We start from the raw sequence: 22,103 nt of genomic DNA, 5'->3' as shown, positions 1-22,103 counted from the left end.
GTCATACCTGGCATACATTCAACTTGGCATCACGTGAGCTGCGCCACGGGCTCTTCCCGTTCGTCATCTGACGTATCCGGACCCGTCGTGGAGCCCGGTCGCCTGCCGGGCTCCGGCCTGTTCAGTTCGGGGTTCCTGGACCCGACGAACTGGCAGAAGTGGTACATCACGATCAAGACGATGGTGCCGAGCGCGATGCCTCCGAGTGAGAACGTGTCACTGAACTTCAGAGCCGTGTCGCCGATACCGATGATCAGACCGGCGGCGATCGGCATCAGATTCAGCGGATTCCCGAAGTCGACACCGTTCTCTTTCCAGATCTTGGCGCCGAGCAGACCGATCATGCCGAACAGAACCACAAGAATTCCGCCGAGAACGCCGCCGGGAGTCGCCGCCATGACCGCCCCGAACTTGGGGGAGAAGCCGAGCAGGATCGCGATGACACCCGCGATCACGTACGCGGCGGTCGAGTACACCCGAGTGGCCGCCATGACACCGATGTTCTCGGCGTGTGTCGTCGTGGGAGAGCCGCCTACTGCGCTGGCGATGGCGGTGGCAAAACCGTCACCGGCAATTGCGCGTCCGATGTACGGGTCGAGATCGTCGCCCGTGATCTCGGCGACGGCCTTGACGTGACCGGCGTTTTCCGCGACCAGTGCGATGACACCGGGAAGGACCAGAACGATGAACGTGAGGCTGAACGAGGGAGCGTGGATACCGACGATTCCGTTGGCTTCGTCCGAGAACGGCGGCAACCCGAACCATGACGCCGAGTGCACCGAATCCCAGTTGACACGAAAGTGCTCGGTGGGTGCTCCACTACCGCCGGCGGACGTGATCGGACCGGAGACCCGGTCGAGGACCCACGAGAAGATGTAGCCGAAAACCAGCGCGACGAGAATGGCGATACGTCCCAGGAAGCCGCGTAGCGCAACGCTCATCACGATCAGGGCAACCATCACGATCAGTGCCACCCATTGGTCCTGCGGCCAGTACAACCCCGCGACAACGGGCGCCAGGTTGAAACCGATCAGCATCACCACAGCGCCGGTGACCACCGGCGGTAGCGCTTTACTGATGACGCCACCGCCGAGAAAGTGGATGGCGATGCCGACGAATCCCAGAACCAACCCCGACACCAGAATCGCACCGGTCACTTCCGCCGTCGTTCCACCCTGAGCACGAATAGCGGCAACGCCGCCGACGAAGGCCGCCGACGTACCGAGGTAACTGGGGACGCGTCCTTTGACCACCAGGAGGAAAAAGAGCGTACAAAAGCCCGACATCATCACGGCAAGTTGAGGATTGAGCCCCATGATGATCGGGAAGACGAACGTCGCGCCGAACATCGACACGACATGCTGGCCACCCAACCCGATGGTTCTTCCCCAACTGAGTCGCTCGCCGGGAGCGACCACTTCACCGGGTCCGATGTTCTTTCCGTCTCCGTGCAACGTCCAGATCGGCATGACGAGACCTTTCGCGAAGGAGGAAGGTGTTCGAAATGCTTTGTGCCCCAGCTCACAAACACCGTGTCTGGAGTGAAACGCTAATGCAGCAATCAGATTTGGACGTGATGACAATCTGCCAGAACCCACTCGCCGAGATTGGCAACAATGGTGGCAGATGACGCGGGCAGGGGTCATCGTCAGTGCTGGAGACAGTTTCGACCGAAATGAGGACCGCGCCGCGAAGGGTCCAAACATTTTCTTCGGCTTAATGATTCCGTAACACGATGTCTGTCAACGGAAAACGAGGTACCTAGCCCAGGGCTGCGAGGATCCCTGCTGCCATCTCCGCGACCTGATCGTCGGTCATGACGAACGTCGGCGAAATCTGCATCGCACCCTGACCCGCCGCGCGACCCGAAATACCGTGCTCACGCAACGTCTTCACGAACGGCAAAGCCTCCGCCGGATCAGCCAATTGCACCGCAGCGACCGCACCGAGCCCACTACGAACCTCCGCCACCCGCGGATGCTCGGCCAACGGCTGCAGATGCGTATGCAACGACGCCTCCAGACGCTTCGACTCCCCAAGCAAATTCTCACGCTCGAGAATGTCGAGGTTCGCCATCGCCGCAGCAGCAGCACCGGCATGCCCGCCGTACGTGTAACCATGACGCCACCACGAACCCGCATAGAACGGCTCCGCCACCCGCGGCGCGATGAACACCGCACCCATCGGAACGTAACCGGACGTCAAACCCTTTGCCGTGGTCATCATGTCGGGCTGCAAATCGAAACGAGTAGACGCGAACCACTCGCCGCCGATACGACCGAAACCGGTCACGACCTCGTCGACGACAAACAGAATGTCGTGCTCGCGGCAGATGTCGCGCACCTCGGCCAGGTACCCCTCCGGCGGAAGATACACCCCACCGGCACCGATGATCGGCTCCGCGAAGAACGCGGCGATCCTGTTCGCACCGATCCTCTCGATCAACTCGAGCAGACTCTTCGCATCATCCCAGCCGACCGTGGCCGCATCCGCCATCAGCTCGCCGTACCCCTCACGGTTCACCGGAATACCCGCCAGAGCCGTTCCCGCAACATGCATTCCGTGGTACGCCTTCTGACGACCGACGATGATCGCCTTCTCCGGCTGCCCCACCTCGTGCCAGTACCGGCGAGCGAGCTTCGCCGCAGTGTCCACCGAATCCGAACCACCCGAAGTGAAAAAGATCTTGCTCCCGGCAACCGGCGCGATCGTCGCCAACCGCTCCGCCAACACCTGCGTGGTCTCGGGAACAAAATCACCGAAATTCGAGAAATGAGCGATCTTCGACAACTGAGCCGCCACCGCATCCGCGATCTCCGTGCGCCCGTGCCCGACATTGGTGAACCACAGGCCCGCCGTCGCATCCAGATACCGAGTGCCCTCGGAATCCCAGATGTACGCGCCCTCACCGCGAGAGACGACAAACGCGCCGTTCTTCTCCACAGCGCCCATGTCCGCGAACCCGTGCCACAATGCCGAAGCCATCGTCGTTCTCTCCCAACTGGATACGTTCGAAATAGATTAGGTCAGTTCACGCGGAGTGCGGGAGGAAGAACCCGCTCGACCCACTGGGTTGCCTGCTCGAATGCGTAGGCGAGTTGGAGTACGTCCACGTCGGCTCCGTGCCGACCGATGATCTGGATACCCATGGGAAGCGAACGATCGTCGAAGCCGACCGGCATCCCCGCAACCGGAACCCCGGCCATCGTCCAGGGAACAACCGTCTCCATCCACCGGTGATACGTGTCCATCGACCGCCCGTCGACGGTCTCGGGCCAGTGAGTGTTCTTGTCGAAAGGAAACACCTGAGCACTCGGCGCGAGAATGTAGTCGTAGGTTTCGAACATCTTGGTAATGGCCGACAGCCAGCCGTTGCGGGCCTCCGCAGCCTTGGTCACGTCGAGTGCCGAGAGGGTGACCGCATGCCCGAGTTCCCACAACAGTTCGGGCTTCATCAACTCACGCAAACTCGGATCGTTGTACTGATCGATCAAACCGAGCTGCGCCCACCAACGCCATCGCAGGAACAGTTGCCAGATGTCCTCGGGTTTGAAGTCAGGAAGCGCAGCCTCGACGCGGCACCCCAACTGTTCGAAGACCTCGAACGAGGATTCGCACAACTCGAGAACTCCAGGTTCGGTTGCCAGGTAGCCGTTCCAGTCACCGACCCATGCGATCCGAGAGCCCTTCAGATCCCGTGCGAGGCTTTCGGTGAACACAGCGGGATTCTCACGAATCCCCAACGGTGCATAGGCATCCGGTCCCGCCATCGTGGAGAGCAGGTGAGCCACGTCGGTGACGGTTCGGCCCATCGGACCCACAACAGCGCCCTGAGCGATGAATCCCGTCTCCGGTATCCGACCCCAGGAAGGTCGAAACCCAACAACGTTGTTGAACGCCGACGGGTTTCGGAGCGAACCCATGTAATCGCTTCCATCAGCCACCGGCAGCATGCGAAGCGCCAACGACGCTGCTGCGCCTCCGCTGCTACCGCCGGCAGTGCGCGAATTGTCGTACGGCGACACCGTCGTACCCCACACCGGGTTGTACGTCTGCGATCCGAGCCCGAACTCCGGTGTGTTCGTCTTGCCGATCACGATGGCACCGGCAGACTTGATCCGCTTGACGAACAGGTCGTCCTCTTCGGCGATTCGATCCGCGAACATCGGCGACCCGGACGTGAACGGCAGACCCTTGGCTGCCGAAAGATCCTTCACCGCATGCGGAAACCCGTGCATCCAACCGAGATACTGCCCACTCGCCAACTGCGAATCACGCTCGCGCGCCTCCGCCGTCAACGCTTCCCGATCCCGCAATGCGACGATCGCGTTCACCGCCGGGTTATGAACTTCGATCTGGTCGAGGTAGCTGTCCATCACCTCGACACACGACACTTCACGCCTGCGTATCAGACCACTGAGCGTGACCGCATCGGCCATGACGAGCTCGCGATTCTCGGGCGCACCGGAAACGCTCTCGTCGACAGGGTCAGCAGCATGAACCATCGTGAATCCTTTCAAGCAGTGAAGTGGGTTGCGCCGGCAGAATCTCGGTCGGATTCGCCGCCACCGGCAACTGATTCGAAGACGAATTACCGGTGGCGGCGCGCGACTGTCGAAGTTTCCAGCGAGGTTCTTACCGGCTACTGACCGAGATCGACGATGGCGGCGACAGGGCCGCCGCCCTCGGGGCCCTGATGCGCTGCCGAGACCGAGACGAACACTGCCGGATCACCGGTGACAGCTGCCGTGACTCCACCTACGCACGACTTGATCTGGCGGTGCCAGTGCACATCGGAGTCGTCGAGCATCGCATTACGACGGCCGCGGACCGTTCCGTCCTGGCTGGCCTCGCACTTCAAGAACACGTTGACGAGTTGACCGTCCAGGTCGCTCGAGTGCGGCCGCTCCGGAAGTTCGAGTCCGGCGTCACGGATCGCCGCCCAGATGCCGTCCTGGTCGAGCGGATCCTTCATCACGCTGTGGCCGATCCGGTAGCGTCCGCCGACGCCACGTGCGTTACCGACGACAACGATCTGAGCACGGTCCAACTCGACGCCGGACGAGCAGGATGCAACAGAGGAGAAGAGCTCGCGGCTGTGCATGACATCCTCGTCGGTCGGCATGTCGATTTCGCCGAGTGCAACCGCGATTCCGAGCGCCGTACCGCCGTTGGACAGGTCCATCGACTCATGAGTCTGTTCGGTCCACACGGTCTTGCCGCGACTCTTGGCGTCACGGATGGTGTGGATTGTCAGCAACGGAGTCTTGGTCTGTACGTAGTGCACGTCGGCGGGATCGGTGATGCCGGCATCGGCCATCGCATCTTTCACTGCCGCAGCCACTTTGGTGATCATCGCGGTACGACCGATGTCCTCGGGCAGCAACTGCTCACTCATGGCGACACCCACGGTCAGTCGCGGCTCGTCGGTCTTGGTGACCTTGTCTGCCGGTACCGTCGCGAAGATCGTCGCGTGCGGGCTGATCACACCGTCCGTGCCGCCTGACCAGACGATCGGTACCTCGGCCACCTCTTCGGGGCTGCGATTACCCTTGGCGGAGAGAACCTCTCGAAACGCTCGGTCCGCGATGATGCGCGTGTAGTCGTTGACGCCGCCGTTACCCTCGGTTTTGCCGATGACTGCAATGACGCGGTCGGCCTCGAGGACACCGTCGTCGATCAGCTTGGCGAGCTCACTGGCGTCGGAGACGCTGTGTAGCGGAACCTTACGGACCTCGATTGCTTCGGGCATTGGCATCTCCTTGTATAGGGAATCGTGGAGGCAAAATTGGGCCTTGACAGCTCCTGGCGCCCAGTCCAGCCGAGCGGTTCGGAACTGCCATGCCGACCACGCTATGACGACTCGAACCCTTCGGCATCGTCAATAGTTGCCCAAACGAAAACCGCGATTGGTTATTTCGACTCCAATTCACCGGTTGTGCGCCGCCCCATCGGTTCTCACTTACGATTCGACCATGGACACCACTGTTGTCGACCATCCGCTGGCGGCATCGCTGCTCACGACCATGCGCGACGCTCGCAGCGACAACGCAACTTTCCGGTCCGCCTTGCGCAGACTGACCCATATGTTGGTCTACGAGGCCATGCGCGGCGCAGAAGTGGAGCAGTTCGACATCGAGACGCCAGTTGCTCCGACGCTGGGAGTGCGGCTGGCAAATCCACCGCTCCTGGTACCGGTCTTGCGAGCAGGCCTCGGCATGGTCGAGCAGGCGAGTGCCCTTATTCCGCAGGCAGGCGTCGGTTTCGTGGGAATGGCACGAGACGAGAAGACACACCAACCGGTTCCGTATCTGGAGTCCCTTCCCGCTGATCTGTCGGGCACCCCCGTCTACGTCCTCGATCCGATGTTGGCGACCGGTGGATCCATCATCCGCACAATCGATCTGCTCATTGCACGCGGAGCCACCGATGTGACTGCAATATGTGTCGTCGTGGCTCCGGAGGGGATCGAAGCACTGAGGAACTCCGGACATCCAGTCAGGCTCCTCACTGCGAGCATCGACGACGGCCTGAACGAAAATGCTTTCCTGATACCTGGACTCGGAGACGCGGGCGATCGCCAATTCGGCCCACGGTAGTTGGCAGACATACGGAGAACCACTCATTTCGAGAGGCTATTTTCGTCAACTGTTGACAATGTTCGTCGCGTGATCGAGCGTAGTCTCGCGACATGGATAGATCTGCCAAATATTCGAGCGAAGAGCTTCAACATTTGCCAGAAGGTGGCGACTACAGACTGACGGTTCGGGATGTCCTCGAGCTGCCCAGTCTGCGTGGAGCCGAAGTCCTTGCCGGGCACGGGGGCTTGCGCCACCTCGTTCAATCGGTGAACGTGATGGAAGTACCGGACATCCTCGCTTGGGTGAAGCCGAACGAACTGTTGGTGACAACCGGGTTCCCGCTGCGTTACGGGCGAACCGGAGAGCTTCTCGACGATACAGATCTCAGCGACCTCGTCGACGGTCTCGCACGCCGAGGAGTCGCGGCACTTGCCGTGAAAACGGGCCGCTATCTCGACGAACTGCCGGAAGCCATGCTGCACATGGCAGAGCAGCGAGGGCTGCCGTTGTTGGTTCTTCCCGTCACCGCAGGATTCGACGAGGTGATCTCGGAGGTCTTCACCAAGTTGGTGGCGAAGCAGTCTGCGGCACTCGACATTGCCGATCGTCTTCACCGCTCGTTGACGTCGATCGTCTTGGAAGGTGGCGATCTACCCCAGATTGCCGCGGAATTCGCCGCGCTTTTCGACGTCAGCGTTCTCATCTGCTCGCCGGACGGAAGAGTGTTGACGGAGGCCGGAGATTCAGCCGCGCTGAACGCGCTTCCGTTGTTCGAAAGCACCGGTCGGTTCCTGACCGAACGGGTCGCTGTCGGTTTACAGAACGCGCCCAAAGGATTTCCTGGTCAGTTGGCGCTCACCCGGGTGGTGGCCGGCGGCACCGACCACGGCCGAATGGTCGCGTACGCCGGCACCCACGAACTCGGCGCAGTTGTCGTTCAAGCACTGGAGCGAGCGGCCACCGTTGCTGCGCTGGCCGTCACCAAGCAGCTGGCAGTTGCGGCAGTGGAATCCAAATTCCGCGGCGACTTCCTCCGCGACGCACTGATAGGTGAAGCCGGCTCGCCGGCGGAAGTGAGCGCGCACTTCACCCAGTTGGGGTGGGATGTCACTCGTCCACTCGCCGTAGTGGTTGCAGAACTCGACGTCGATCACCCGGAATCCCAGCACGCGAATTCCACGCGCACGGACCAAGATCGACTCAGCGACGGCTGGCAACAAGTGGTACGCACCCACGAGCGGACGGCACCCTCCGTCGGGTTTCGACACGAGGTGGTCACGCTTTTCCCCACCAGCACCGACCGTGCGGTTCGGGACATCGAAGGGTTGGTGCGCAAGGTTGCCGGAGATCGCACCAGCGGCCGCCGCTCCTTCAGCACGGGAGTGAGCCGGGTGATCTACTCCCTGGCCGATCTACCTGCTGCCTACGACCAAGCCTGTACGGCCGTGGTCGTCGGCCGACGTATCAACGGACCAGGGCAGATCGCGCACTTCGACGAACTCGGCGTACACCGCCTCCTCTCGCTCCAGACGGACAAGAGCGAACTGCGTTCGTTCACCGATGACGTTCTGAAGTCACTGTCGGCGGACAACGCCGAAGCCGCAGATTTGCGTCTGACACTCCAGACGTTGCTCGACTGCAATTGCAATGTCGCCGAGGCGTCCCGGGCACTGCATATGCACTACAACACTTTGCGATACAGAATCGGAAAGCTGGAGAGCGTCGTCGGATCGTTCACCGACGACCCCGTCCTTCGATTGAACGTCTCACTCGCCCTGCAGGTCATGAAGATGCACGAAATGTCATGAAGATGCACCAAATAGGCTGACAGAGCGCCCTGATTACGGTTCGACACAACCGCAATCGCGCCATGCGTTGAGCGTTCGTCACTTCTTACCCACCACTGATACCCGCCATCGGCAAGGTTACCCATGTGCCGTTGACCGGTGCGCGCTTACGGTTCGAATGACGGGCCGCACATACCTCCTTCAGTGGCCCTGGCCGATTTCTCGGTCCAGCGGACCGGAGTCGACCGAACTACGGAGGCCTCAACCACCAACTGGCTCAGCCAATTACACCAGAACACGGCGGTGCGACATGAACTCGACTTCGAAGCCTCACAACACAAGTGCTCGTAGTGGTCCGTTACACGACGTGATTGTCGTCGACCTCACGCGCGCACTCGCGGGTCCTCACGCGGCAATGATGCTCGGCGATCTGGGTGCCGACGTGATCAAGGTCGAATCACCTCACGGTGGCGACGACACCCGTGGGTGGGGGCCGCCTTTTGTGGAGCCACCGCTGGAACCACCGAACACGCAACGGGAATCGACGTACTTCCTCTCCACGAACCGGAACAAGAAGTCGATCACGCTCGACCTCAAATCCGACAGCGGGCGCGCAACCCTCGAAGATCTTGTCTGCCGCGCCGACGTTCTCATGGAGAACTTCCGCACCGGAGTTCTCGATCGACTCGGATTCTCCACCGAGCGGCTGGCCGAACTCAATCCTCGACTGATCGTCCTGTCCATCAGCGGTTTCGGCCACGACGGCCCGGAAGGTGGTCGCGCCGGCTACGACCAGATCGCCCAGGGGGAAGCCGGACTCATGTCGCTGACCGGCTCGAATCCGGACGACGTTCAACGAGTCGGAGTTCCGATCGCCGATCTTCTCGCCGGGATGTACGGGGCGTTCGGTGTCGTCGCGGCTTTGAAGGAACGCGAACAGACGGGCAGAGGCCGTGTCGTTCGAACGTCTCTCTTGGCCAGCGTGGTCGGTGTTCACGCGTTTCAAGGAACGAAGTGGACCGTCGCCGGCGAGGTAGGCACAGCGCAAGGCAACCACCATCCCTCGATCGCACCGTACGGGCTCTTTCGTACCGGCGATGGCGCAGTGCAGATCTCGGTCGGCAGCGAAAGCCTGTGGAGAAGATTCTGCGAAGGGTTCGAACTCGATCCCGATGCCCCCGGTATGGCAACAAACGCCGAACGCGTCGAGAATCATTTCCAGGTAGTCGAATTGATCGAACGTACCTTCAAACCGTATTCGCGTGACGAGCTTCTGACCGAACTCGACCGCATCGGCGTACCGGCAGGACGGGTTCGGACGATCTCCGAAGTGTACGAATGGGAGCAGACCCGATCACAGGGATTGCTCGTCGACGTCGACCACAGCACGCTCGGAAACATCACTCTGCCCGGGCCGCCGCTGCGATTCTTCGATCCGGACGGAACCGAAGTGACGGAGACCCGGCACACCGCACCGCCGGTACTCGGTGAAGACACTGACGAAGTCATGTCGTGGCTACAAGGATTCACCCGATGAACCGCCTGACGGCTCGCGACTTGCTCGACCTGGTGATCGATGCCGGCACCTGGAAGTCCTGGGATACCCCTCCGATCCCCGTCGCGACCGACTCCGATTACGCCGAAGCACTTCTGCGGGCGCAGGAGAAGACCGGGCTCGACGAGTCCGTCCTGACGGGAAGCGCCTCCGTCCGAGGCCGCCGTGTGGCAATCATCGTCTGCGAGTTCGGTTTTCTCGGCGGATCGATCGGCGTGGCGGCGGGCGAACGCCTCGTCGTCGCCATCCGTCGAGCGACGCAAGAGCAGCTGCCCCTTCTTGCGCTTCCCACCTCCGGAGGAACGCGTATGCAGGAGGGGACAACGGCTTTTCTGCAGATGGTCAAGATCACCGCGGCGCTCATCAAGCACAAAGAAGCGCACCTGCCCTACATCGTCTACCTCCGAAACCCCACCACCGGAGGCGTATTCGCGTCCTGGGGGTCACTCGGTCACGTGACGATCGCGGAGCCAGGAGCCCTCGTGGGATTCCTCGGCCCCCGGGTGTTCGAGGCTTTGTACAACTCACCTTTCCCCGCCGGTGTCCAGACAGCGGAGAACCTTCACGAGCACGGACTCATCGATGCGGTGAGGCCGCCAGACCAGCTCGCCGAAATCGTCGACCGCGCATTGCGCATCATCACCTCGAGACGTCGTGGGTACTCGTTGCCGAGTGACCCGTGCTCGTACGATTGCCCACCCGATACGTCGGCGTGGGAATCCGTCGTCGCATCCCGACGCGAAGATCGACCGGGGATCCGGGAAGTGTTGCTCAATTCTGCCTCGGACATGCTCCCGCTCAACGGAACCGGCCAAGGAGAGAACGATCCCGGCATCATGCTCGCGCTCGTTCGCTTCGGCGACATGCCCTGCGTCCTTCTCGGACAGGACCGACGCGGGCAGACTGCTCACTCCCCACTCGGCCCCGGCGCTCTGCGGGAAGCTCGGCGAGGGATGCGGCTTGCCGCAGAGCTCGACCTGCCGTTGGTGACGATCATCGACACGGCAGGCGCCGCCCTGTCGAAGGAAGCCGAAGAAGGTGGATTGGCAGGCGAAATCGCTCGGTGTATAGCCGACATGATTTCACTCGAGGTCCCCACCATTTCCCTCCTGCTCGGGCAGGGCACCGGCGGCGGCGCCCTGGCACTGATTCCGGCCGATCGAGTGCTGGCGGCCCGCCACGGTTGGCTCTCGCCCTTACCTCCCGAGGGGGCGAGCGCGATCATGTTCCACGACATCACGCACGCTCCGGAGATGGCGGCCGGTCAAGGGATACGGTCCTTCGATCTGCTCACGGGCGGCATCGTCGATCGGGTCATCCCCGAATTTCCCGATGCCGCGGACGAATCCGCCGCCTTCTGCACTCGCGTCGGAGCGGTACTGCACTACGAGCTGAGCGTGCTCAGTGCTACCGATGCGACTGAACGGCTCATCACACGCACCGAACGCATCGACCATATCGGCCTGGTCGAAGCCAGCACCGCCGTCTGATCGATCAGCACACAGAACACAGAACACGCACACACCGCGAAAGGCCGGACATCCTCCAAGGAGGATGTCCGGCCTTCGTCGATCGAGCACACTCAGCCAAGTGTCACGTGAGCTGCGGGGCGGGTTCTTCCCGTTCGCCGCCGGGAGCCTTCGAATCCGGCTTGTTCGGTTCCGGATTCTTCGCATTCAGCTCCGGGTTCTTCGAACCGATGAACTGGCACAGGTGGTACATCCCGATCACGACGATGGTGCCGAGCGCGATGCCGCTGAGCGAGAACGTGTCACTGAACTTCAGAGCCGTGTCGCCGATACCGATGATGAGCCCGGCCGCGATCGGCATGAGGTTGAGCGGATTGCCGAAGTCGACACCGTTCTCCTTCCAGATCTTGGCGCCGAGCAGACCGATCATGCCGTAGAGCACCACGGTGATTCCGCCGAGAACACCGCCGGGTGTCGCCGAGATGACGGCACCGAACTTGGGGGAGAAGCCGAGCATCATCGCGACGATGCCCGCGACCGCGTAGGCGGCGGTGGAGTACACACGGGTCGCTGCCATGACACCGATGTTCTCGGCGTACGTCGTGGTGGGCGAACCGCCGACGCTGCTGGCGATGGCGGTGGCGAAACCGTCACCGGCGAGCGCGCGTCCCATGTACGGGTCGAGATCGTCGCCGGTCATCTCTGCGACTGCCTTGACGTGGCCGGCATTCTCCGCGATCAACGCGATGACACCGGGAAGGACCAGGATGATGAACGTCAGGCTGAACGACGGAGCGTGGATGCCGACGATTCCGTTGGCCTCGTCCGAGAACGGGGGCAGGCCGAACCACGACGCCGACTGCACCGAATCCCAGTTGACGCGGAAGTGCTCGGTGATCTGACCGGTGCCTGCGTCGTACGAGGTGATCGTGCCCGAGACCCGGTCGAGGATCCAGGAGAGGACGTAGCCGAAGATCAGAGCGAGGAAGATGGCGATGCGCGCCATGAAGCCGCGTAGCGCGATACTCATGACGATCAGGGCCACCATGACGATCAGAGCCACCCACTGGTCCTGCGGCCAGTACAGCCCCGCGACGACGGGTGCCAGGTTGAATCCGATCAGCATCACCACTGCGCCGGTCACCACCGGGGGAAGAACCTTGAATACGACCCGGCCACCGAGGAAGTGGATCGCGATACCGATGGCTGCCAGGACCAGTCCGGACACCAGGATCGCGCCGGTCACCTCTGCGGATGTTCCGCCTTGGGCACGAATGGCGGCGATACCACCGACAAAGGCCGCCGACGTACCGAGGTAGCTGGGAATGCGTCCCTTGACCACCAGCAGGAAGAAGAGCGTACAAAAGCCCGACATCATCACGGCAAGTTGAGGATTGAGCCCCATGATGATCGGGAAGACGAACGTCGCGCCGAACATCGACACCACGTGCTGGCTGCCCAGCCCGATGGTTCTTCCCCAGCTGAGCCGCTCGCCGGGAGCGACCACTTCACCCGGTCTGATGTTCTTTCCATCTCCGTGCAACGTCCAAATCGGCATGATGGGACCTTTCGTGCAGAGGAAGGTGTCCGAACGCTGAGTGTGCTCCAGCTCACAAAACACCGTGACTGGAGTGAAACGCTATTACAGCGCAGGGGTATCGACGTGATGACAATCTGCCAGAACCCACGGACTCGGATTGGCAATATTAGTGATTGATGCCGCGCATCGCGGTTATCTTCAGTGCTAGAGACAGATCCAGCCGTAGCTCGGGTTGCGCCGTGAAGGGTCCAAGCATTTTCTCCAGCTTAACGACCCTGTAACGCAGTGTGTTGTAATGGAAGTGGAGCTTGCGCGCTGTCTCGGCGATGTTGATGTTGGTCGCGAGCAAGACTTCCAATGTCTTGCGCATGTCCTGCGCTTCGGCAGTTTCCTCCGTCAGTTCCCGCAGTGTCTCCCGCGCGAACGTCTCCAGCTCGTTTTCGTCCTCGACCAGACTGAGCAGTCTGTACACACCGAGATCGTCGAACTGAGTCACGGTCCACGGACCGGAGATCCGGCGTCCGACGGTCAGTGCGGTGCGCGCCTGACTGTAGAGCGCGGGGACGGCGTCGATCGCCGCTGTCGGCCGGGACACCCCGACACTGAACGGCCTTCTCCCGCCGCCACCTTCACCGCGAACGACCGTGACGAGGTCCCGCACCAATGCCATCGTGTCGGTGCCGACGCCCATGACGATCACCGTCTCGCCCGTCAGCGCGGTCACCGCCGCACCGAGATCGCGGTGGGCGATCGCCCCGGAGAACGCCATCGCCTGGCGATCGACGACGGGCAGCCGAGCGGGCGCCGCAGAGGCCGGTTCGTCGATCGGGTCCGGCTCGATCGAGACGATCACCAGCGGGCGGTCGAAGTCCCAACCGAACGTCTTGGCGTGGGAGACAACGTGATCGTGGTCCCCGGCCCGGCCGAGGAGCAGGTCGTGAACGAAGTTGGCGCGATGGCGTTCTTCCACCGACGCCACGGCCTGCTCACGGGTGATGACCAACGCGCACACCGACGCCGCTCGCTCGACCAGGTACTGGTCGTAACTCGTCATCACGCGCTCACCGGTGAACAACGCGAGACGCCCGTGGTCGATGTGATTGGCGGAAATCGCGGACACCGCGATGAATTGACCGTCGAACTCGTGCAGACCCAACCCGCCCTCGACGGTGTCGGTCCGCAGACGACCGGTGGAATCGACGGCGGGACAGGCAGACAGATGCTTGCGCTCCGCCGCATCCCCGGCGCGGCAGATCTCGCGTCCGTCCGAGGTGGTGATCAGGGCGGCGCCCTTCATCTCCCGTGCGATGACCTCGGTCAATTGTGGGAGGCCGCCGCCGCCCATCACGACGTCGACCAGCAGCCGTCGCAAGCGCTCGGCCCCAAACATGGCGTCGATCTGGGCCGACTCCGTCTGCTCACGGTCTCTCGCCGCAGGGTGATCGCACGCACCGTGAAAAACCAGGAGCGGGAAGCCGGCGCTTTCGGCCGCGTCGACCAGTTCCGGCGCGAGAGTGTCCCCGTCTGCGCCGAATTGGACGGCGAGCGCTGCAACTCCGCGCGTCGACAACCGTCCGACAAATGCTTTGAAGGTTTCGGTGACCCGGGCGAGGGTTTCCGGCGTGGTGATCAGCAACTGTCCGTGTCGCAGCCACGGGCCGATGTCCGGAACCGCCATGAATCCCACCCGGGCTACCGTCGGGTCTTCGCAGCCGCTGGCGACCTTTCGAACACCAGGAAGGAGCGGGGTTCGAAGAAGTTCGGAGAGAACAGCATTCACCTCGGATGCCGGTACGGCCGGGTTTGCCACTTGGCAGGCACCTCGATTTCATTCGGATCACGGAAGATGGTTCACGAAAGAAACGATCCTATCCCCACCGAACACAAGATGTCCGAATTCAGCGCAGTCAACTCAGGCCGTTCGATGCAGGGCGGTCGGATTCTCCTGAGGTGGCGGGTGGATCGGCCCCTGCAGATCCCGCAGTTCCAAACCGGAGGCATTGCGCAGGGTCTTGGTCATCTCGGCGAGGATCGACACTGCAGTCTCCTCCGGCGTCCTGGCGCCGAGATCCAACCCGATCGGTGAGTGCAGACGCCCCAACTCGGCGTCGGTAACGCCTCGCTCCTTCAACAGCGCCACCCGACGCTCATGCGTCGCACGACTTCCCATCGCGCCGACGTACGCAGCCGGCGAACGCAGCGCGATCTCGAGCAAGGGGATGTCGAACTTCTCGTCGTGCGTGAGCACGGCCAGGACGGTTTTGTTGTCGATCGGTGCGGTTTCGAGGAACTTGTGTGGCCACATGACGACCAGATCGTGGGCGTCGGGGAAGCGCGCTCGTGTCGCGAAGACCGGCCGTGCGTCCACGACGGTCACTCGGTAACCCGCAAAGGCGCCCAACGTACACATCGATGCCGCGAAGTCGATGGCCCCGAACACGTACATCCGCGGTAGTGGCGCGAAGATCTCGACCAGCAGGTCGTGCTGCGAATCGATGAGGGTTCCCGCCGGCGCGACAAAGGCTACGGACTCACCGGTGTCCATCGTGCGCAACAGGATGGAGACCTCGTCCTCCGTGGCGTCCAGATCCCCGCTTCGTCGGCCGTGCTCGACGACGAGGTGCCGCGCCGGCGCTCCCGGACGCACTTCGGTGACCACGACGACGGGCGTATCGGCTTCGATCCGTTCACAGACCTGACCGAACTCGACGAAATCGGCTCCGACGGCCTGGACGAACACTTCGATGGTTCCGCCGCAGGTCAGACCTACTCCTATGGCGTCGTCGTCGGAGACGCTGAAGACCTCGACGCGACTGGTGCCGTCGGCGAGAACCTCCTGGGCGATCTCGTACAGTGCACTCTCGATACACCCGCCCGAGACGCTGCCGACTACCTCCCCGGAGCGTGAGACGGCCATCGAAGCACCAGGCATGCGCGGTGAGGATCGCCAGGTACGGACAACCGTCGCCAGTGCAAAATCCTCGCCGCGGGCGTGCCACTGCGCCAGCTGAGTGGAAATGTCGCGCATCGCCTCGCCTCCCGCTTGCATCGCCGTCCGTAGAGAGTTCACGGTATCGGCCCACCGCAATCCTGCCTGTCACACAATGCGCCTAAATCCGGGCCCTGCAGTTGTGCAATGTCGCCGTCGCATCACCGTGCGCTCTCGACCAGTGTTGTCACCGAGCCCAGCCGAAAGCAGGCCTGACCTTCATTCTTCCCCTCTCCGACGATCACTGCAGCGGTAATTCACGCAGATGGTGCGACGGATCGAGTGGGCGACGTTGCACACCACAGAACCGAGGTTTCTCCCATGGACCAATTGCTCAGCGGTATCAAAGTTCTCGACCTCACCCGCGCTCTCGCGGGCCCTCTGTGCACGTCGCTGCTCTCGGACTTCGGCGCCGACGTGGTCAAGGTCGAAACCCGTGGCTCCGGCGACAGTTCGCGTCAGTGGCCGCCGTTCGACGGCGATCGAAGCCTCTACTTCGCTTCCGTGAACCGCGGCAAGAGGTCGATCGCCATCGACATGCGCAGTGACCGCGGGCGGAAACTGCTTCGCAGCCTGGCCCTCGACGCGGATGTGCTGGTCGAGAACTTCCGTCCGGGAGTGCTGGCCGACATGGGGCTCGATCCCGATTCGCTCGAGCAGGAGAATCCGGGTCTCGTCGTGATGAGCATCAGTGGTTTCGGCCCGGTGGGCCCGGACCAGTTCGCGCCCGGACTCGATCAGGTGGCCCAGGGCATGTCCGGGTTGATGTCGGTCACCGGCGCCGGGGAACAGACCCCGATGCGGGTCGGTATCCCCATCATCGACACGGTCTCGGGCATCTACGCGGCGCTGGGTATCACGGCGGCGTTGGCTTCGCGCGGACGCGACGGTCGTGGGCACCGCGTGCAGACCTCGTTGCTGGAATCCGCGATCTCGATCATGACCTTCCAGGCGCAGGACTACCTGAGCACCGGGCGGGTGTCGACGCCGAACGGCAATACGCACCCGACGATCACGCCGTACGGCGCTTTCGACACTGCCGACTTCCCGATCAACATTGCCACCGGCTCGGACAAGCACTGGATCGCGCTGTGCTCGGTTATCGGCGACCCCGATCTCGCCTTCCGTGCCGAATATGCCACGGGTAAAGAACGTTTGGCGCACCGAGACCAACTGACCAAAGAACTCGAGGACCTACTGACCACGAAGGGCGCGGCACAGTGGATCGCCGAGATCCGCGGTGCCGGAATCCCCTGCGGCCCGATTCATTCGATCGATCAGGTGTTCTCCGACCCGCAGGTCGAGGCATTGCAGATGGTCGAGCAGACCCAGAGCGCCGACGGAACATCGATTCCCGTTGTCCGCGGACCGTTCTGGGTGGACGGCAAGACCCTTCCCGTCAGGAATGCGCCACCCATGACTCTCGGCGGTGACGCCGACGGCGTACTCACCGACTTCGGCCTGCGCCCGGAGGAGATCGAGGATCTTCGCGCAAATTCGGTGATCTGACCGCACACTAGTAACAGAGCAGACGCTCTGTTACTGTGCGTTCATGCCTCGGCCACGCGTCCACGATCTCGACACGCTGCTCGACGCTGCCGAAAAACTTGCCGCCACTGCCGGGCCGAGCGCTGTCACGGTCAGGGCGGTCTCCGACGCCACCGGTGTATCCAACGGGGCGATCTATCACGCATTCGGCTCTCGCAGTGGACTGGTCGGTAGCGCGTGGCTGCGTGCCGCGCAACGATTTCTCGCGCTTCAGCAATCGAGAGTGGACGACGCTCTCGCGGACCCATCGCCGACCTCCGCGGTTTCCGCCGTCGTCGCAGCCGCCGAAGTTCCGGCCGTCTTCGCGCTCGACTACCCACAATCCGCGTTGCTGCTGCTGACGATTCAGCGCGACGAACTGCTCGGCACTGACGTCCCCGCCGACATCGCCGAGAAACTCACACAACTCGACCGGTCTCTGGTCGAGTTGTTCATCCGGTTGTCGACCGCGCTCTGGGGCCGCAAGGACAGCCGAGCCGTCGAAGCAATCGAGGCCTGTGTTGTCGGCCTGCCTACCGGACTGCTCATTCATCCCGCCAAACGCGCCGACGGTTGGCGAGTCCCCGACGCCGCAGCACGCGCGCGGTTGGATGCCGCCGTTCGAGCGGTTCTGCATCTCGACCCACCACTGCCCAAGCCCCGCAACAGGAAAGGCCAATCATGACCGCAACTCTGCGCTTCGAAGACAAGATCGCCGTTCTCGATCTCGGTGAGGACGAGAATCGATTCTCGCCGGATTGGCTCGATTCCGTCGACAAGCTACTCGACCAGGCTTTAAGCGAAGGCGCACATGCCCTGGTCACCACGGCGACGGGCAAGTTCTACTCCAACGGACTCGACCTCGACTGGCTGGGCGCGAACGGCGACAAGGCGAAGTGGTATGTGCAGCAAGTCCAGTCGCTGTTCGCCCGGATGCTGACGTTCCCCATGCCCACCGTCGCGGCGATCAACGGCCACGCCTTCGGAGCCGGCGCCATGCTCGGCATCGCGCACGATTACCGCGTCATGCGCGATGATCGCGGCTACTACTGCTTCCCGGAGGTGGACATCAACATCCCCTTCACCGAAGGAATGGCAGCTCTCATCCAGGCCAAGCTCAGCCCGGCGTCGGCAATCGTCGCCATGACCACGGGGCGGCGATACGGCGGAAGTGACGCATTCGCAGCCGGTTTGGTGGACTTCACCGCATCCGTCGATGCTTTGACCGCCAAGGCCATCGAAATGGTTGCGCCGATCGGCCCGAAGAATGCGGGCACACTGGGGGCAATCAAATCGACGATGTTCGCTTCAGTGGTCACCGCTCTGAACACCGACAGCTAGGAGCGCTGGACTGCGTTCTCGCAGAGCCGCTTCCAGATCATCGGCAACACTTTCGGGATCGCGGCCTTCTGTGCTCAGAACCACGTCGACCCCACTGAGCGTCGGCATCGAACCGGCCAGCAGTTGTGACGCTTCCACCAGATCGTCCAACCCGGCCCAGCCGGCCGGTTCACGTTCGATGATTCTGGTGCGCAACGTATCCGGATCGGCCTCGAGGCGCGCCAGCAGGTGCCCCTCGGCGCCGGTCGCGGCCAGCAGGGCACGCCCGTAGTCGTCGTCTTCGACGGTCGCCGTGAGGAACAGGAGTTCGTACCCCGCTTCCCGGTACGACGCGCACAGCATCCCGACATGTGCGATTGCCCGTTCGGTTCCCAACGGCGGGTAGCACCGCTCGAGTTCGTCCACCTCGATCATCGCGTTGCTCACCCCGACCTCGCCGAGTCGATCGTGAAGCGCGGTCAGCACGGAACTCTTCCCCGCGCCCGGCGGGCCTGTCAGCAGTAGTACGAACACGTCCTCCACTATTCCAGAGCCTTGTGCAGGCGCGAGGCGGCGAGAAGGCTGGAGAAGACAGATTGACGTGCACAACAGCCCTGATCGGAGCACAGCGATGACCACCACGATCACCGAAATCGCGCCGGACATCTACCGACTGTCGACCTTCGTGGACGAAGCGAACCTCACGATGAACCAATTTCTCGTCGACGGCGAGGAACCCTTGCTCTTCCACACCGGGCAGCGAGCGTTGTTCACCTCGGCTTCCGACGCACTCTCCACGCTGATCGACATCGACCGTCTGAAATGGATCACGTTCGGTCACGTCGAGGCCGACGAGTGCGGGTCCATGAACTCCTGGCTTGCGGCGGCCCCCGAAGCACAAGTGGCGCACGGCGCGATGGGGTGCTTCGTTCAGGTCAACGATCTGGCCGATCGGGCGCCACTTCCCTTGCAGGACGGCGACGTACTCGAAACCGGCAGCCGCCGAGTCCGGCACATCGACACCCCACACGTCCCGCACGGTTGGGACGCGGGCCTGATGTTCGAGGAGACGACGTCCACGCTGTTCTGCGGAGACCTCTTCACAGCGTTCGGGCACCACCCCGCGACTACCGAGCACGAAATCGTCGGTCCCGCTTTGGAAGCCGAGGACTTGGGCCACGCCACCTGCCTCACCCCGGATCTTGAACCCACGATCCGCGCCCTGGCCGACCTCGAGCCGCGGATTCTGGCTACCATGCATGCACCGACGTACTACGGCGACTGCGTCACCACGCTTCACGACCTGGCCGACTCGTACGCAACACGTTTCGCAGCCGAAACCGAAAGATGGAAGTCAGACTAGAGCTTGCGCATTCGACGTGATTCGCGCCGCCACGGACAGCGCAACATGCTCGTGGAACGGCCGCGCCACCACCTGCACTCCGATCGGTAAACCGTTGCGGGAGAGTCCTACCGGAACCACGACCGACGGAAGGCCGAGCACACTGATCGCCCGGCAACTCGCGAGCGCGTCCATCCACGTGAGTTTGCGACCGCCCACCTCGAAGCTCTCCACACCGAGCGGCGGAGCGAGCACCGACGCAACCGGCAGAATCAGGACGTCGCCCATCTCGTCGAGGAAGTCGGTGATCAACACCGCGCGATCCGCCCACAGCGCTTCCACCTCGGCGGAACTCCGATCATGGCCTGCCGCAAGCATGGCGGTGATGTCCGCGTCGAAAGAGTGCACTGAACCTGCTGCGAGAGAGTGGATGTCCGCGTGAGTCTCGACCGATCGCAACGCGCCGAACAGTACGTTAGCCCGCGGCAGAGCCAGACCGTCGTACTCGCTCGCATCCAGACTGTTCGCCGCCGAGCGAACCGCCGCCAGGATTTCTTCGTCGACAGGCATGGTCCCTTCGCCGGGTGCCCAGCGGATGTCGAGGTGTTCGACGTCGACCGACTCCGGCTCGGTCCACGAGAAATGCGGCTTCGACAGGACGCGCAGCGCAAGCGTCGCATCACCGAGGTTGCGGGCCAGTGGGCCGATGGTCTGGATCGTGCCGTGCATCGTCGCCGGATTGGCGAGTACCCGTCCATCCGAAAGCACGCCGGGGTATTGCCCTTCCGGGTCGATACGGCCGAGCGTCGGGCGAACCGAAGTGAGGCCGGTGCAGTGGGCGGGCCAACGCACCGAGCCACCAAAATCCGTACCGAGTCCGAGCACGCTCATTCCGGCAGCAACCGACGCGGACTCACCGCCACTCGATCCGCCGGGGGACCGGACGACGCCGTCCGGTCGCACCGGGCTGGCCGTGGTTCCAAACAGTTCGTTGCGCGTCAGGCCGCACGCGCCGAATTCCGGCGTGTTGGTCTTGCCGATCAGGATTGCGCCGGCAGCCTTGAACGCGGCGACGGCCGGGGCGTCGACGGCCGGTATGTTGTCCGCGAGAGTGCGAGAACCGGCGGTGGTACGCACGCCGGCTGTGGCGATCAGGTCCTTGACCGTGAACGGAACCCCGGCAAGGGGGCCGAGTGTCTCGCCGAGAAGGCGACGTTCGTCCAGGCTGTCTGCGGCCGCACGCGCGTCCTCGGCGCACACGGTGACCAGTGCGTTGAGTTCGCCGTTGCGTTCGTCGATCCGTGCGAGATGTTCTTCGACGACGGTCCGCGCCGACGCCTGACCCGACCGCACGGCTTCGGCGATGGATCGGGCATCACGGCCCACCCAGCTCTCACGACTCATCGCATGCCTCTCCTCTCCTCGCCGGACTCCTCTGCCGAGCGTAAGGACCGCGAGCAACCCGAGAAACGACCACAATGCACATACCGACGGCTCCGGCGATGTGAGGTTTTGCCACAACAGCCCATATTCCAGAACTGCGAAAGTGGCACTCGATCACGGGTTCACCTAGAGGGGACCGTCAAGGAACTGTGCGACCCCGTGACCAAAGGACCAGTCAGCCCGCGAGTTACCGCTGACCGAGACGATGAGGTCGTCCGGCCGCAAGCCGGCGGCGGACTCGAGCCCATTCGCCAGCGCCCGGTACACGTTGGTCTTCTGTAGCTCGCTGCGGCCTTGTTGCAAAATTTGGATGATCACGACGTCGTCGGTGCGGTCAAAGCCCAGTCCTGTGTCTTCGACGATGATCTGGTGCGGTTGGTGTTCGGTGATGATCTGGTAGCGGTCGCGGTCCGGCGCTGCGAAGTGGTCGAGCATCACCTGATGAACGGCGTCGGCCAGTACGCGAAGTTGGCTGGGGGTGCGTCTACCTTCGACAAGATCGATACGTACGAGTGGCATGGGATCGAGCTCCTTGGTCTGGCGGCGGCGG

Annotated in this window: 18 protein-coding genes; 8 read left to right on the top strand and 10 right to left on the bottom strand. The window is 62.8% G+C overall.

What is annotated here, in order from left to right; genetic code table 11:
* Positions 1-29: 29 nt before the first annotated feature.
* From R4P70_RS00280 to R4P70_RS00265, 4 genes are all read right to left on the bottom strand, one after another.
* A complete protein-coding gene (locus tag R4P70_RS00280) occupies positions 30-1,469 on the bottom strand; it encodes a uracil-xanthine permease family protein (RefSeq protein ID WP_020909747.1) in 1,440 nt (479 codons plus the stop codon).
* A gap of 292 nt (positions 1,470-1,761) precedes the next feature.
* A complete protein-coding gene (locus tag R4P70_RS00275; RefSeq protein WP_317830172.1) occupies positions 1,762-2,985 on the bottom strand; it encodes an aspartate aminotransferase family protein in 1,224 nt (407 codons plus the stop codon).
* A gap of 41 nt (positions 2,986-3,026) precedes the next feature.
* Positions 3,027-4,505, bottom strand: coding sequence for an amidase (locus R4P70_RS00270; RefSeq protein ID WP_020971405.1), 1,479 nt, complete (start codon positions 4,503-4,505; stop codon positions 3,027-3,029).
* Positions 4,506-4,642: 137 nt separating this feature from the next.
* Positions 4,643-5,752: a ring-opening amidohydrolase gene (locus R4P70_RS00265; RefSeq protein WP_003946033.1), complete on the bottom strand. Its 1,110-nt coding sequence runs from the start codon at positions 5,750-5,752 to the stop codon at positions 4,643-4,645.
* A 223-nt stretch (positions 5,753-5,975) separates the two neighbouring features.
* Between R4P70_RS00265 and upp the strand changes: the two genes are divergently transcribed.
* From upp to R4P70_RS00245, 4 genes are all read left to right on the top strand, one after another.
* Positions 5,976-6,599: a uracil phosphoribosyltransferase gene (gene upp / locus R4P70_RS00260; protein ID WP_182261712.1), complete on the top strand. Its 624-nt coding sequence runs from the start codon at positions 5,976-5,978 to the stop codon at positions 6,597-6,599.
* A 92-nt stretch (positions 6,600-6,691) separates the two neighbouring features.
* Positions 6,692-8,389: a PucR family transcriptional regulator gene (locus R4P70_RS00255; protein ID WP_003946020.1), complete on the top strand. Its 1,698-nt coding sequence runs from the start codon at positions 6,692-6,694 to the stop codon at positions 8,387-8,389.
* A 289-nt stretch (positions 8,390-8,678) separates the two neighbouring features.
* On the top strand, positions 8,679-9,905 hold the full coding sequence (locus tag R4P70_RS00250; protein ID WP_069145274.1) for a CaiB/BaiF CoA transferase family protein: 1,227 nt from the start codon (positions 8,679-8,681) through the stop codon (positions 9,903-9,905).
* Positions 9,902-11,413: a carboxyl transferase domain-containing protein gene (locus tag R4P70_RS00245; protein ID WP_317830171.1), complete on the top strand. Its 1,512-nt coding sequence runs from the start codon at positions 9,902-9,904 to the stop codon at positions 11,411-11,413. The genes R4P70_RS00250 and R4P70_RS00245 overlap by 4 nt, the downstream gene beginning before the upstream one ends.
* Before the next feature lie 103 nt (positions 11,414-11,516).
* Here the strand turns inward: R4P70_RS00245 and R4P70_RS00240 are convergent, their stop codons facing one another.
* From R4P70_RS00240 to R4P70_RS00230, 3 genes are all read right to left on the bottom strand, one after another.
* Positions 11,517-12,950: a uracil-xanthine permease family protein gene (locus R4P70_RS00240; protein ID WP_020971407.1), complete on the bottom strand. Its 1,434-nt coding sequence runs from the start codon at positions 12,948-12,950 to the stop codon at positions 11,517-11,519.
* 148 nt (positions 12,951-13,098) lie between these two features.
* On the bottom strand, positions 13,099-14,742 hold the full coding sequence (locus R4P70_RS00235; protein WP_317830170.1) for a PucR family transcriptional regulator: 1,644 nt from the start codon (positions 14,740-14,742) through the stop codon (positions 13,099-13,101).
* A 102-nt stretch (positions 14,743-14,844) separates the two neighbouring features.
* Positions 14,845-15,960 (bottom strand): XdhC family protein, encoded by a 1,116-nt coding sequence (locus R4P70_RS00230; protein WP_007735213.1) that lies wholly within the window; start codon positions 15,958-15,960, stop codon positions 14,845-14,847.
* Positions 15,961-16,242: 282 nt separating this feature from the next.
* On the opposite strand from R4P70_RS00230, the gene R4P70_RS00225 reads away from it, so the two are divergent.
* From R4P70_RS00225 to R4P70_RS00215, 3 genes are read left to right on the top strand one after another with little or no spacing between them, the layout of a single operon-like run.
* Positions 16,243-17,430, top strand: coding sequence for a CaiB/BaiF CoA transferase family protein (locus R4P70_RS00225; protein WP_020971408.1), 1,188 nt, complete (start codon positions 16,243-16,245; stop codon positions 17,428-17,430).
* A 43-nt stretch (positions 17,431-17,473) separates the two neighbouring features.
* A complete protein-coding gene (locus tag R4P70_RS00220; RefSeq protein WP_259117939.1) occupies positions 17,474-18,133 on the top strand; it encodes a helix-turn-helix domain-containing protein in 660 nt (219 codons plus the stop codon).
* Positions 18,130-18,789 carry an enoyl-CoA hydratase-related protein gene (locus R4P70_RS00215; protein WP_046379672.1) on the top strand — a complete coding sequence of 220 codons (660 nt, stop codon included), beginning with the start codon at positions 18,130-18,132 and terminating at the stop codon, positions 18,787-18,789. Before R4P70_RS00220 ends, R4P70_RS00215 begins: the two co-directional genes overlap by 4 nt.
* Here the strand turns inward: R4P70_RS00215 and R4P70_RS00210 are convergent.
* A complete protein-coding gene (locus R4P70_RS00210) occupies positions 18,757-19,302 on the bottom strand; it encodes a hypothetical protein (protein WP_259117935.1) in 546 nt (181 codons plus the stop codon). The genes R4P70_RS00215 and R4P70_RS00210 overlap by 33 nt on opposite strands.
* A 97-nt stretch (positions 19,303-19,399) precedes the next feature.
* On the opposite strand from R4P70_RS00210, the gene R4P70_RS00205 reads away from it, so the two are divergent.
* Positions 19,400-20,131, top strand: coding sequence for an MBL fold metallo-hydrolase (locus tag R4P70_RS00205; protein ID WP_003946042.1), 732 nt, complete (start codon positions 19,400-19,402; stop codon positions 20,129-20,131).
* On the opposite strand, the gene R4P70_RS00200 is transcribed toward R4P70_RS00205, so the two are convergent.
* Together R4P70_RS00200 and R4P70_RS00195 are read right to left on the bottom strand one after the other, a co-directional pair.
* Positions 20,123-21,514 (bottom strand): amidase, encoded by a 1,392-nt coding sequence (locus tag R4P70_RS00200; protein ID WP_317830168.1) that lies wholly within the window; start codon positions 21,512-21,514, stop codon positions 20,123-20,125. The genes R4P70_RS00205 and R4P70_RS00200 overlap by 9 nt on opposite strands.
* Positions 21,515-21,679: 165 nt before the next feature.
* A complete protein-coding gene (locus tag R4P70_RS00195) occupies positions 21,680-22,072 on the bottom strand; it encodes a tautomerase family protein (RefSeq protein WP_003946045.1) in 393 nt (130 codons plus the stop codon).
* Positions 22,073-22,103: the final 31 nt, after the last annotated feature.

Origin of the sequence: Rhodococcus sp. IEGM 1241 (assembly GCF_033142365.1) — a bacterium.
GTDB lineage: Bacteria > Actinomycetota > Actinomycetes > Mycobacteriales > Mycobacteriaceae > Rhodococcus_F > Rhodococcus_F erythropolis.
This window is presented reverse-complemented; position numbering and strand designations above follow the sequence as displayed.